A 14,170-nucleotide genomic window follows, 5' to 3' on the forward strand; every position below is an offset into this window, starting at 1 on the left:
AGCCCTCAGCCAGATGAGGTCGCGGACAGGACGTTCTCGGGGTCGTAATGATAGAGGCAGTGTTCACCTGTGGAGGTCTCGACCCCCAGCAGGCGGTTGAGTGAGTCATAGATCAACACCCGGCCTTGCTCATCCCTGGTCAAATTGCCATTCAAGTCGTACTCCAGTTCGACAGGCGACAGCGGGGCAGGTGGGACGATTCTGGTCAGTTGCGCCGGGTCGGCGATATTGGTGAACTCGTACCGCGTTAGCTGTGGGCGGGCTTCCTCCGGGCTCTGGGTGCTGACCGAGATGATGTTGTCGACCGCATCGAAGCCGAACGTCTGGCGGGCAATAACCTTACCGGAGGGGTCGACAGGCGCCGCGGGGCCCGTGCAGGTGTAGTTCTGCAGCCGACCACGCCGATCATACTGGTATGTTTCGTGACGCAGCAGCTTGAGGTAGCTTGGGTCAGCTTTCTTGTCGAGCTCTTCCAGGATTCGATAGTTCAGGCAATCGAACTGGTCATAATCCTGCTTGAGGGTTTGCAGGGTGTCGCCAAAATCGAAGGTACGGAGTATCTCTCTGTCGAACTCGTCATATTCAAGCCGGGTGGTCAACGCCTGCCCCGTCACGACATCCTGCGTGGAGTAGGACGCCATGCGCCCCTGCTCGTCATACTCGAACGTCGATATCAGCAACAACTGCTGCGCTGCCGGTTCACGACGCATTCGGTAGCGGGAGTTCGCAGCCACCGGCGCGCTCAACGTAGTTTTCACCAGGCGGCCGAAGTCGTCATACTCGTAGCACTGCATCTGGTTCAGCACGTCCAGGTAACCGCGCAGGCGACTGCGGTAGCTGTAGTCGTAAACCATGGTGAAGGCTTCACCCTCCACGGTCCGCGTCTCTGTCCGGACCTCACCATTGCCGAGGAAGTAGTCTCGGTCCATGAGATAACGGGTGCCATCGTCAGCACTGTTCTCTTCGCAATGCCTCAGCCTGGCGTTTTTAGGGTCGTAGTCATATTGCGCGGTTTTTCCGGCCAATACCCGCCTTACCGGCTCCTCACTGAGCGAGGGGTCATACTGGTATTCGATCACCCTGCCGTCAGCCGCTCGCACCCTGCACGGTTGCCGTTCGCCCGGGGCGAACTCGAACACCTGTCGCCGTCCGCCTGTCGTCGCCATGATGCGCCGCTCGAGGCCATCGAATTTCTGCAGACCGAGCAAACGCGCCGTCGCCTCGGAACTACCCACGCTGATGCTTTCAGGCAGGTCATTGCGACTATGAAAGGCGTACGTACGATAAACCTTGTTGGTACGGTCCGGCAGGCCATGTTCTAGAACACGGTCAAAAACGTCATAGCGATATTGGTCGATGCGCTGGCCGGTACCGCTCCCGCGTTTTTCCGCGCTGAGGCGACCGAGGCCGTCGTACTCATTGACCTGCAGGCTGACCACAGTACTGCCGTCGAGGGCAAAACGCTCGATCCGCGACGGTTTTTCAAACAGGTTTTGCCAAGTTTCGGTGATACCGCTACAGCGTACTCCACCCACTTCTCGCCAGGTGCGATGCACCGGGCCATCCTTGCTTGCCACCTGATCGACTTCCTCGACCTCGGTCACACCCTCGGGCAGCGTGACACTGTACTGCTGACCCCAGTCGTCGTAGTGGTAGGTGCTGGTCAACTCGAGCAGGCGATCACCCAGCCAATCGATCTCTGTTTCCTTCGACAGCTGGCCGAGCTCGTCGTATTGCGCGCGATAAATAGGCCGGGATGCACCGGCGAACGTGGCGCTGTCCCGGTCTTCACGCTCTTCGAAGACCGGGCGACTGAGGCCGTCGAACAGGGTATGGGTCTCTACCTGCTTGACATCGGACGCCCATTGCTGAGCCTGCTCGTTGTCGTAAGCGCACAGGAAATACTTGTACCGACGGTAAGCCTCGGTTGGCTTGCCTAGCGCAACGATTTCAACAATCACTCGGCGCAAAGCATCGTATTCATAGCGGATTTCGACATCGTTATCGTCCCGATTGAGCACCGGCTCACCCGTTTCAAGGCCATGCTGCAAGATAATGGTCTTGGTTTCGCCGTCAAAACCTACCTGCGTTTGCAGGGTCTGCAATGCACGCGTGTCGTCAGGCAGGCTGTAAACGTAATGCGTTGCGGTGTCGAGCGCCTTGCCCGGCTCGTCGCCCGGGTAACTCAGGGTCTGCAACTGCACTCGACCATAGCTGAATGGCTCGGCAGGGGCGTCGAAATACACCCTGGCGACTTTTTCGTGGAATTCGCCAGGCTGTGCGCCAGGCTCGCTCAGTGTCTCGACATCGACCAACCGCCAGGCTTTCTTCAGATAGCCGCCCAGCGGCATCAACTGCCTGTACTGGTACTGCTGGATCAAGGTACGCGCACTGCCCTGCCCTGTAGCTGCAGGCTTCACCTCCCTGGATTTCAGGTTGCGCACGAAACCGTGCGGGTCCCCTTCCTCTGCGCCCTGATACCAGACATTGGTCTCAAGCACCTTGTTCGGCAGTAACCGAGTCAGCACATTACCGTGGGTATCGTAGGTTGTCGCCTGCGTTTCTTCGCGCTGCTTCAAAGGGTTGCTGACCAGTGACCAGCGTTGGGTTTCCTGGTGGGGCAACTGGAAGAAAGGCGGCTGCTGATCGAACGAACCGTCCACTTCCCCATAGACGCTGAACGCCTGCAGCCGTTTGTCTCCCTGAACGGTGTCCTGGTCGGTCAGCAGATGAAAACGGTTGAACGTACGCGTGATCGAGCGCACGGTTCTACCCTGCACTTCATGGCGCTCAACGGTCTGGTAGGTATACCCCTTGTCTACCCGGTAAAGGTTGTCCAGGCCTTCATCAGACCAAGGAACCGTACTGCCGCCACCGATGAAATTGTGCGCGTCGGGGTATTCATAGCGCACCACGCTGGCAGGCTGGCCAAAACCTGGCAGCGTTTCGTGAAGGGTGACCCGTGGCAGATTTGCCCGGTTGGCGCTGGGCGGGAACTGGTGCCCGGCGTCCTCGTGAAAAATCCGCTCGTGGCCGCCAAAAGGCGTACGCACCTCGCTCACACAAAGGTACCCACGCACATCCCGATAGGTGAAGCGCCAACGTGCCTGGTTGGCCGTGGGCAGGGTGATCTCGCTGACCCGCAAGTCGCTGCCGCTCAAGGTCATGCCATAGCGCGCCAGCGGGTCGCCGCCCGCGCCCCCGTAGGGATAGCACAGGATTTCGACGCGGCTGTTGCCCACACGCTGCAACGTCAGCAGTGTTTCATCCTCATCCCGCACCTCACTCAGTAGCACGTGACCGTTCTGAAAAGGCGTGTATTGCAGGTACAGCACATGGCCAAGCGGCGAATGCAGTTCGATGGGCAAGGCAACCTGGCCTGCGCCCGAGCCCATCGTTTTCAGCACCTCGACCAGGCCGGAGCGATGCTCCACACGGAAACGCTCGGCACCGTCGGGGCCTGCAGGTTCCGGGTACAGGTCGAAGTGCCGCAGCTTCTGCTCGCTCATTTCCAGGCGCCCGGTAGACGAGGAGGTACCGGTAATCTTGTAAGACTCACCACTGCTCAGCGTCACGAGGTTATTGCGCACTTGCGTAAGTTGCAGATTCCAGCCTTTGCCGAACCCGGAATCCTCGTTGTTCAACGGGCTGTAGAACAACGTCAGACCGAAATCCGGGCCCTGCAGGGCGTTGCCCTTCAATGCAGGCAGTTTGATGGACATCGTATATTGACCGGTACGCGGATCGACACCGGTTTCAATATAGGCAGAGAAATTGAAAGCGTTGGAGTGCACAGCGGTGGATGCGCTCATGGTCGCTCTCCCTCTGCGACAGAGGCGGAGCCTCCTGGCGCATAGACAGTTGCGCAACTCAGCTTGCCTTCAATATTGCCGCTACTGTAGCGATCATGACTTTTAATCAGGCCCGGTTGAATGATAGTTCCTTCTTTCACGTTTACGAGATTTCGAATGTCTACCCACTTTGAGGTGGTGGGGTGCTTGATTGCCCGCACACCAAACATCCAGTCGCCCCCCGCGCAACTCAGCTCGGATGATAAATGCACGTTCGTCGTGGACGGGACATCGACGAATCTGAAGAACGTCACAACGTCATTTTTACACACGGTATCGGACATTTTATTGAATTTGTGTCCACTTTCCGGAATACCGATTGAGCATTGCCGGCCGCCAGGCCTCTGCTCGCCATCCATCTTTTGCGCAAACTCGATTCTGGGATTGAGCTGCTTGGGCAAATTCGGTTGATCGGCCCAGGCAAAGCTACACACTGAGAGCAAACAGGCGAAAACGCTGTTCAAGGTTGTTGATTTCATACCGACTCCCCCGCATTCAAGTTAACCAGGCGAATGATCGAGTCATCGCCGGCCGTTGGCCGTGAAGGCACGCTGTGCACCAATACGTTTCGATCACCGATTGTGGTGGAAGGCAGATAATCGAGTTGCACCACATGGACATGCCCCAGTGCATCATGCAACTGCACGCGTAATGGCCTGGACAGTTTCGACAGCACGTTCGGATCAACCTCACCCAGCGCACGATTCATGTTTCGGTAGTTGGCGATCACCAACAGCCCCGCTTCGTATTCCGAGCGCACCGGGCGATGGTAATCTTCCGTCCCCAGCAGGTCCTTGATTCGTTTATCGAAAGAAACAGCAGTGGGTTCCGGCTCGCCATGATTCTGGAACATATATCCCGTGTAACTGTAGAAGCGCTCATTCGAGTAAGGGCTTTCCCAGCGAGCGATCGACGTGTTGACATCGCCCTCCTCATCACTCGCCTTGGATTTTATGAACTCCGCTGTATAGAAAGTCCCGCTCCGGTAGTCCAGCAACCAGTAGTCTTCAGTGACCGGGTGCATGTCGAAGGCTTCATGTTGCGGGTCCACAGGGACGCCTGGAGGATCCATAACTGCACCACCACCAACCACACGCTTGCGAGTCAACGTATAATCGCTGGACTTGTACGGCTCCGGTGTCCGCACCTGAACCTCGATGGTGGCGTTGCGATGATCCGTGTCATTGGAATAAAACCACCTGCCACTCGCGGACTTGAAACCCGCGTAAAACACTTGCGACCCCGACGTTCCGCGGCGGTGCAGGTGGAGCGTCTGGCGTATGGTCCGGTCCTCCGGACCACGCGGCGTTGCAGATTGCATGGGGCCTTCATTGGCCAATACGAACCGGTTTTTTGTCAGGCTGGTACGCCAGACATTGCCATACTCCTTGCCGATTCCTTCCTCGTTGTCGCACAGGCTGGCAACTTTCTGCCCTGCGCGGTCGAAAAGCGTGAGCGTGCCAATTTCTGTCGGACTCAACTTGTAGTCCGCGCCATCCGCTTGCAAGGTTTCCACGGTGAACTCGACTTCCAGTTGCTGGAAGCCACTGGAGCCGACTGTCCCGCGCACGCCCTCGGGGCTTTTGCCAACCGTGACGGTGAAGCGCTGCAGTGCCACCCAGCTGCTCAGTGGCTTTACCGGCGTCTCTTTCAGCACGCTATAGCCCGATGCGAATACCACGCCATTGCGCACCACTTCACAGGCCACCACATTGGGTTGCTGTATGCCTTGTGTAGAGGCCGTGAACTGCCCCGATGGGGACACGTTGCCGGGGCCTGACAACATTCGCCAGCGCCGCTGTTCATTGGGCATGATGCGGTTCACTTCGCGCAGCTGGGTGGTGCCACCGAAGGCCTGTTTCGGCACGAAGGGTGGGTCGAGCGCCACCAGGGGCTGGTTGTGAACCAGAACGAGAGCAGTGCGATTCTGCTCCGCCGACTCGGCCTGCAGTTCCTGCACACTAAGGACTCGCCGCCGGGCTTGTCCACCCGGTACGAACCTTGATCGCCCGCCTCCCACATACGCCAGCTCGCCCAAAGGCTGGCCCAGCAATCGGAATCTGACCGGATCATTGCCCGCGTTCCACACATCTATCCCATTTGCACTCTGCCTGGGCTGATAGGCGCCAGCAACGGGCATCGCCAGCACCTCCGCGGACGTCACCAGCAAGCGAGCAGAGGCCTTGTAGGTATCGTCACCTTTCTTGAATTCCGCCGTGATGATGACGTTCAGCACATCCTCCCCTACCTCGTCCGCAGCGGGGGCAGTGTAGAGGCCATCGGCGCTGATCGTGCCATGCCCTTTATAGTCATGGCTTTGTGGATTGAGCGCTGACCAGGCGCTGGCTTTTTGCTTCTTGTCCTCGCCATCGTACAGTTCGAACTGATGCGTTTGGCCCGCCGGCACAACCGTACCCATGGCCGGCTTTACCTTCATGCTCATCAGCAACGGGTTTATATTGCCGAACAGGGCTCGATCCAGCGGCGTATGGTCTGCCGTTTTGACAAAGGCATTGAGTTCCGGAAACAGCAGGGTAGCGAGCAGCTCGAAGCCTTCAGCGGAAGCGTACTTCAACAAATCCTTGTTCAGCACCAGCGTGGCCGAATAGTCGCCTTCGGGGAGCAGATAAGGGTATGCGCCATCGGGCTGTTCGCCATCAGTAGCGTTGCCACGCAGGCGCATGAACACCAGCACTGCGCCATCACCGTAATTGTCTGCATTTCGTATACGTGCCCCGGGGGCCGCTTGGGTGCGCAGTATGAAGTTGGTAGGGGTCAACTCGTCATAACCGGCGAAGTCCACCGTGCCCAGTTCAAACATCACGCAGCGCGCTGGCATGGCGCCTAGCCAATCTCCCAATGCCCTGTCCAGCTGTTGGTGGAGGTGGTCCTTGTCTTCCTCCTCCTCATCGAAGAGCTTGCTGGTGAACTTCGCACCCTTGGCCAGATTCAGCGCGACCCGACCATAGGGGGCCACCTCACCGCGCACGGTCTGGAGGTCGACCTCCATTGTCAGCGAATGCCCCTGCGCTTCGGTGATTACATAGCTGCGCAGCAGTTCCCCGTTGAAGGTCAACGTGCCGCTGATGATGTTCAAGGTCAGCGTGGCCTTGGAGTCGCTGACCGAGGCGCTGCTGAATGACAACATCGGCGTGCCGAACTCGAGCCCTTCCACCGAGACTGTCTGACCCACCGCCTTGCGCTTGAGTATGTCGCTGAACGGTGGAAGAAAGTTGTTCTCCGCAAGACGTTGCAGATACTGCTGCTCCAGCAAACGATTGAGCTGGCGACGGCTGTACACCGCGACTGCGCCCCAGCCAAGCGTCACCGATCCTTGCTTCATTTTTTCAAGCAGTTGCTCCAATGAATAGAACATGGCTTCAACCTCCAAGCGACGGTGCGGGGGCCACGCGCAGGCCTGCCGGGCTGGCGGCGCGATGCATGGCTGCAAAATGCTGTGACAAAGGCAGCTGCAGCAGCAGGTGGCCTTCGAAGATGAAATCGGAACCCTCTAGCGCCCATTTGCCGATGATCAGGGTGAAACGCGCGTCGGAATCAGCAAAGGGCGGCGTGTAGTGGTCGTTTTTCTCGCCATCGATCGTGCCAGTACCATCAATCGGCAGTTTCCACTCCACGTCCACCAGGTCCGTGCCGTAGGCGCGGCCCTGCAATTGGAACTTGCCGTCTGGCCGTTGGGTAAGCGTCACCGCGATCTCCGGGCCGCGCTGGCGCACCAGCACATAGGTCGAACGCACCTCGTCTGTCAGCGTGTTGCGCACCCTGACTTCGTCGAGTACATAGGTTTCGTTGCCTTCAACCTTGGCACCTGTGGTGTAGGTGCAACGCTTGCCATCAGCATCGGGTGCTACCGAACCGCGTCCGTCCTCCCCGGCGTCAGCCACCGACCACTCCAAGGCTCCGCCCAGGGTGCCGGCCGTCAGTGGAAAAGTGTCATCGACGTAGCACACCTGAACCAGCGGGTTGACCGTCATTGCAGAGGGCACCACGGTGACCAGGGTGGTGCTGTTCTGGCCGGTTTTCGAGTCAGTGGCGACAACCGTGGCGCGCATCGGCTCGCTTCCCATGGCATGCGCTGGAGGAGCCCGGTAGTCACCGGTAGCGGGATCGATCCGGCCAAGGTCACCGACGCTGCCAGGGAGCTCCCGCAACGACCATGTCACGTTTTCCAGCGGCGGGTTGACGGTAAAGGCATGACGCTGTGCCGGGGCCAGTGTGATGGGTGGATCGACGATACGAAACCCTGCAGCGCCACCGTCACTGGCAAACAAGGCCATGCCATTGGGCAGTTCGTGCCGGAACGGCGCGAGCTTGTACCACCCCGCCAACGTGGCGCCGTCCAGCACTTGCTCCGGAATCAACGCGGTCAGCTGCTTGGCCAGGCCTTCCAGTACCGCCTGTTTGATCAAGAACGCGACAAACGCGCAGATCTCGTCGCGTAGCTCGGCCGGCATGTTGGTCGGCAGGCCACTGACAGGGGTCACTTCGGCCGACTGCTGCCATGGCCACAACACTTGCCCGAGCAGCATGCCGCCGGCGCTTTCCTCGGATGACGCCGGTTCATTCAAGTTGAACAACGTCTGCAGGTTGAACTGGAAGGTCGCCGTGTGAGTCTGCTCCGCTCCGTTCGGCTTGGCGCTGTAGGTCAATGACAGGGTGCAGTGGGACTTCCAGTGCTGACGTACTTCATCACGCTCGAACGAGATACTGAGGGGCGATTGGAAATCAGCCTGAGACTCCTGGCCCTGCGCATTGCTCAGGGCTGATGTGCAGCAGCAGCATCCTTGGCCGTGTTGGCTGGCGATCCGCGCATCGGTATCGGCGTCAAGCGGAGCGCCGGCCACGGCAATCTCGAACGCCTCACAGCTGAACTGATAAGCGTTGCTCTCGTAGGTGCTTGGGTGCACAGGCAGCAGACCAGCCTTGGCATCCAGGCGCTGCAGGTTGTTATCCGCGTCGAAAGTGGCGTCGAACGCCCCACCTTCAAGCATATGCTCAAGGCCGACACCGTAGGCGGCCCGATGCAGGAAGCGCGAGGTCAGCAACACACTGCTACTCACCGGTGTTTCCAGGTCGTCAGGTAACAGGAAAGGATACCCGGAGTCCTCGCCTGGGAAGTCGCCCGTCGGCCCGCTGTCAACGCCTGCGAAGATGACTAACGCAGGCGTGCCATTGGCTTTACTGACATGGGTACGTACCTCAGTGCGGCGCACCTGCAGGTAAGGGTTGCCGATGGGTGTCCTGAACGTCACCAAAGGATAGATTTGCCGGGCACTGCCCAGGCCGCTGAGCACATCCTTGAAGAAGCGCCCGGCGGCCAGGCGCTGGGGCAGGCCGCCGCCCAGATCGAGTTCGGTATCAGTGCCATCGCGCAGGTCGGCCCTCACGCCCTGGGCATCGCTGGCAAGCACCAAGGCCTGCGACACTGGCAGCGGGTCCAGCACATCATGCACCGCCAGACCGAGCAGGCCGTCGACCTTGTCCACGGTCAGGTGCGTACCACCCTCAAGGGCGATGCGTTGCTGGACCTTTGCCGAAGCATGCGCTGCCTGCATGGCCGCCAATACTGGCGGCCCCATGCGGTAGCCGGTCAGGATATGGGTAACGCCGGAACCCGGCAGGGCGATCTCGCCTTCGATATCGCCATGGGCACTGTCCTCTTGGCTGTAATGCGCCTGCTCGACCAGCTGGTTCAGTTGCTCGGGACGTGTGGCAAATGTGAGGTCCCAGTTAAGATGGCTTGTTTGCTGTTTCATCCAAGCCGTGATGACCGACAGATAATTGGTAGCCATGATTTAACCCTGTTCCATTGATGTGCTGGACTGCATGCGTGCACCCACGCGTTGTGCAGCCTGTTCGAGGGCCTGATAAGCGTTGATGTGCTCACCCAAGGGCAGCGGCAACACGATGAAACCCTCCAAGCTGAAGGGGAACCCTGGCGAGGGCTGCCAGAAGGCGCGGACAACGCAGAAATGTGCAGGGCTCTCGGCGGTCGCCTGGTAGTAAGGCTTACCGCCCTGATCGATGTCGATCCGCCCCGGGCCATACGCGACTGTCAGTTCACTGACGCCGGCCGCCCCCCCCGCACTGATGGAAAGCCAGACTCTGCCCAACTTGTCATCGCGTTCGTCCACCAGCACATCAGCGGGGCGGTTCCCGGTCATCTGGGTGACGATACATAGCGTCCGGCGTTCATCGGTCAGGCTGTTGCGCACCTCCACCTCCTCGACCACGAACGATTTCCCCACCACGTCCTTGCCTGGGTGATAGGTGTTGGCCGTGCCGGTCGGATGCGCCAGCTTGCCAAAGGGTTGTGAGCCCAGGATGCGCCATTGCAGTTCACCACCGGTCACGTGCTCGGCCTTGAGGCTGACCCCCTCGTCGCCCGATTGACATACGTCCAGCAAAGGGCTGACCTGAAGGGCGTGCTTGACCACGGTGAGCAGTGCTGAACTGAAAAAACCGCTGACCGGATCCGTGGCGGTGACCCGTACTCGGGTGAACTCACCCTGAATACCTGTGCTGCCCGGCGCCAAGTACAAGCCGTTGGCATGCTGATCGAAATGGCCCGCGTCGTCCGTCGCCCCCTCGACCGACTCGGCCGACCACTTCACACCGGCTTGCGCAGGCACGCATGCAAGCTGCAACTTGTCGCCGTGGACCAGGATCTTTTCCAGCGGCGTCACGGTGAACGTGGTCGACCGCGGGTCGACGCGGCCGAAACAGATGATGTCATTGGGCATATGCTGTTCGCGGCTCAAAATTGCGCCACCGAAATTCAGCTTGATGGTTTGCTCGACCACCTCATCCATACGTAACTGGGTGGCAAGGTCCTTGGCGAGCGCGGCCCTCATCGGCCCAAAAGCTCTCAACTCGCCTATGTCGAGGTAGGACGTGTAGGGGAGCATCAGGACAAACATCATATGTTTCACATCCAGCGCCCCTCCCGTCGACTCCCCATCCCATGGGAAGAGCCGCTCAGGGTACTTGAGCATTCCTGGTTGTGCGATAAAGCTGGACAACTCCAACGTGGCGCCTTGAAGATCCTTAATCCGCCATTCACCGCGCACTGTTAAACTGGTTTCACACTTCCAGATGCCCACGACAAAATCCGGGTTCACCCAGGGGTGCGGTGCGTAGCTGACTTCCCGGTACGCCTCCAGTAGGGTGAAAACTTCATGCCGACCAGTCAACAGTTCCAGCGTGACGCGATCTGCCACCACGTTGATTTTCAAAATGCCTGCAAGGGGAACTTTATCGGTAACCAGAAGAGCATCAATTTCACAGTGAACGCTGCCTCTAGCATCGTTTTTGCCTTGGTAGCTAAATGTCTTGCGCTCTGACAGAACGGCCAACTCCCCCGCCGTTGCGATCGCTGACATCTCACCGTTTGGCGTCCGCTCAATCTTGAATTCCACGTTCTGGAAAATGTCACGCGGAAGGAGCCTGATGACGGTCGCAAGCGCCACGCGTTTACGCTCGAAAAGCACACTGGCCGAGTAGACGTCACTGTCATCAGGGATCAAGTAGCGGTATTCCGGCCCTGGTATATCTGGCTGCCCGCTGCCTGCAACCATGCTGATCAACCCGACTACCGCGCCATCAACATCTTCATCATCCTCTTCCATCGGCGAAGGATTGACCGCCGGATTACGCTGAGTGAACAGTCGGAACGATTCGGGTCGAAGCAGTTCATCATTACCTTGCTCGATACGCCCTAGTGACCAGATGCGTTTGCTGTCGGGTAACGCCTTGAACAAGGTCTTGAAAAAATCGCCTCCCAATTCTCGAATACGTCTGGAATCGGAGAAGGTCACCACAAAATCATCACTGTTGCGCAAATCGAGGATCAGGCCTGCCTCCTCACTCACATAGCCTGGCACATCGGCAAGCTCAAGGCGCAGGCGCAACTCCGGGCCCACCAGGGGTTCAATCCGGTCAATGCGCTGGGGATACCAGTGTGCACCAACCTTCTTCAACCCTACCTGGTTACCGCCAACGATCCTCATGCGCAGGCTGGCCCGCGAGCTTGTGATTTCGGCGTTGTCAAAAGACAAGCGCGGATGATCCAGGATAAAGTTTTGCATATAAACTTTATAACCATTGTCCGCAGGCGTTTCGCCGTTTATCGGCTCCAGGTAGGAGCCTGTGTGAAAACGCCTTATATATTCCTGGATCAACAAGGGGTTGGCCTTGTTCTTTTCAATGGCAAAGATCGAATCGCAGTTCAGCATTCGATCGCCGGCCTGAAGCCACGCCAGCAGCGCCGCCTTCGAATTATTCGACACGGGTAACCTCCGAAATTAATTATATTCAGCCAACCAGTTTAATATCGGCAGAGCGAAAGGCTCGCCACGTCTCACCGTCATCGAAACTGGCATATGCTGTCAGTCTCAGGGTGCTGTTCAAATTCAGGCCTTCGAGAAACTGTATGGGAAGAAGCGCTTCAATGCTGCCGTCATAGTACTCATCCTCGGTCACTTCCGCGGTGCGCGGGCGTAGAACATGAGTGGGGGGTTTACCGGTTCTCGGCTCACCCTCTGCCTCGATGCCGAGCAATTGCCCTTCTGCCATGAACGTCCAACTGTCCTGCGTGCAGAGGGCCCCGTGCGTTGGAACTTCGCTCAATTTCAACTGCCCGTTTTCAACGCCTGAAACCTGGATAGGGAGGTAACTTGCGCTGTCGAAATCGGCCACCCGCAAGTCAAACTTTTGCGACTCCCTAGGCGCCTCGCCGTGACGCGTGAGGGTGTAGTACACGTCAAGCCGCCTGCCCAGGTTGGCCGCCATTGCCGATCGCGGCACCCTGAACAAGCGCTGGTCGCCAGAAGCAGGCTGAGGCACGATGACGTTCCCTGTGCTGCCGTGTCCCTGCCAGTGGAGCCTGATCTGCGGCGCAGGCACCTCTCCCTCGCCGAGTTCTGCATCCTGCGGAATCCTGACTTCAGCCCCACTGCCCAGGTTGCGTGGGTGGACCGTGGCTTGGTGCGACTCATCACCAGGCTCCTGCACTGCATGTTTGATTACCGGCAGCGGCAGGTGGAGTTTGCGTTGCAGTATCACAGTGAGCACCTGCGAGCGCTTCTGCACGCCTTGCCGCGCAAATTCATAGCTGAAAGTGACCTGCTTGCCACGGTTCTCGTCGCTCTGCAGCCACGCGCGGTCCAAAAGCACGGCAACCTGCTTGCCGTCCAGGGAGCTCACATCCGCGCGCAAACTTCGCAATGTCACTTGAGGACCCACTGCGTAGAGCATCAACGAATCACCGACTCGCATCTGCGGGTCAACCTCCAGTTCCAACCACACCCCGTCTTGATAGGCTTCGTCATCGGGGTCCAGGGCGCCCCCCGTATGCCCGTCGATGCGGGGTGGCGGCAACAGTGGCGCGGGTGCCGGGTCGGTGGGTTCGGGTTCGGGTTCGGGTTCGGGTTCGGGTTCGGGCCAGACGATCTCGAAGCGCTGCACCAACGACTCGCTGCTAGTACCGCTGGCGTACTTGATGCGGTATTGCAACAAACCGTAACCATCCAGGTAGTTGTATACATCGCCATATTCCAGGTGCCACAACAGTGGCTGACCGATGTCGTGCTCCTCAACTACATATTCCTGCTGAACCGGTGTGCCCTCTGTAGTTTCGTTATAGAAAGGCGTCCAGGTCAGCGTAATCTCGTCACCTTCGCTCATGGCCGCATACGGCGCTGTCGCCAACAGCACGCCCTCAGGCTTCAGCGCACTGGCATCGATTTTCCCCTGATGGGCGTCCTGAAGGTGGGGAACCGGTAATGACCAGTAGCCTTCGTCCGGCCGCTGGACATAAAAGGCCCGACGCAGGGACTCCTCACTGAGCGGCTCGCCTGCATCAGTCACTTGCATGTACGAGTAGAAAACCTGACCACCGCGCAAGGCGTTGATTTGGGCGTTAGCGATTGGAAACAGCCAGCCCTTTACGGGGTCCAGACGAAGGACTTGGCGAGCCCCAAAGATATCATCGGCCGTATTGTCCGCCCTGCACCCTCGCCAGTTGACACGTACGTAATCCCCTTCGGCGATACCGGGGTATTTGATCCAGGTCTCCAGCTCGGCATCGCCTAGTGCATCCAGGCTGACCGAGTTACTTCTTTCATCAAGGTGCGCGACCTCTGGCATTTCCATTGTGGCGTCTCCGTTGCAACACAGGGCCAATCGGCAACTTGAGCTAGATATAACACCCGCCCTGTTGCTCGACACCTGGCAAAACTGCTAGGTGCCAGCCCAGGTAACTTCAACTACTGTCGACCCGTATCGCAGCACCGCGCTGTCAT

At 58.7% G+C, this 14,170-nt stretch carries 6 protein-coding genes; all 6 read right to left on the minus strand.

What is annotated here, in order from left to right:
• Window positions 1-5: 5 nt before the first annotated feature.
• From AC5O5R_RS20025 to AC5O5R_RS20050, 6 genes are read right to left on the minus strand one after another with little or no spacing between them, the layout of a single operon-like run.
• Window positions 6-3,812: an RHS repeat domain-containing protein gene (locus AC5O5R_RS20025; RefSeq protein ID WP_172226188.1), complete on the minus strand. Its 3,807-nt coding sequence runs from the start codon at window positions 3,810-3,812 to the stop codon at window positions 6-8.
• A complete protein-coding gene (locus AC5O5R_RS20030) occupies window positions 3,809-4,330 on the minus strand; it encodes a hypothetical protein (RefSeq protein WP_172226185.1) in 522 nt (173 codons plus the stop codon). The genes AC5O5R_RS20025 and AC5O5R_RS20030 overlap by 4 nt, the downstream gene beginning before the upstream one ends.
• Entirely contained in the window at window positions 4,327-7,227 is a 2,901-nt protein-coding gene (locus AC5O5R_RS20035) for a hypothetical protein (protein WP_494514665.1), read from the minus strand. Before AC5O5R_RS20035 ends, AC5O5R_RS20030 begins: the two co-directional genes overlap by 4 nt.
• A gap of 4 nt (window positions 7,228-7,231) precedes the next feature.
• Window positions 7,232-9,661 (minus strand): hypothetical protein, encoded by a 2,430-nt coding sequence (locus AC5O5R_RS20040; RefSeq protein WP_494514666.1) that lies wholly within the window; start codon window positions 9,659-9,661, stop codon window positions 7,232-7,234.
• 3 nt (window positions 9,662-9,664) lie between these two features.
• Window positions 9,665-12,157, minus strand: coding sequence for a hypothetical protein (locus AC5O5R_RS20045; protein WP_494514667.1), 2,493 nt, complete (start codon window positions 12,155-12,157; stop codon window positions 9,665-9,667).
• Window positions 12,158-12,182: 25 nt separating this feature from the next.
• Window positions 12,183-14,021: a hypothetical protein gene (locus tag AC5O5R_RS20050; RefSeq protein WP_494514668.1), complete on the minus strand. Its 1,839-nt coding sequence runs from the start codon at window positions 14,019-14,021 to the stop codon at window positions 12,183-12,185.
• Window positions 14,022-14,170 lie beyond the last annotated feature (149 nt).

The organism is Pseudomonas sp. 8_5_2, assembly GCF_059295255.1.

Coding starts and splice junctions, on each gene's coding strand:
- AC5O5R_RS20025 (WP_172226188.1), bottom strand. CDS start 3,812: ATGAGCGCATCCACCGCTGTGCACTCCAACGCTTTCAATTTCTCTGCC.
- AC5O5R_RS20040 (WP_494514666.1), bottom strand. CDS start 9,661: ATGGCTACCAATTATCTGTCGGTCATCACGGCTTGGATGAAACAGCAA.
- AC5O5R_RS20050 (WP_494514668.1), bottom strand. CDS start 14,021: ATGGAAATGCCAGAGGTCGCGCACCTTGATGAAAGAAGTAACTCGGTC.
- AC5O5R_RS20030 (WP_172226185.1), bottom strand. CDS start 4,330: ATGAAATCAACAACCTTGAACAGCGTTTTCGCCTGTTTGCTCTCAGTG.
- AC5O5R_RS20035 (WP_494514665.1), bottom strand. CDS start 7,227: ATGTTCTATTCATTGGAGCAACTGCTTGAAAAAATGAAGCAAGGATCG.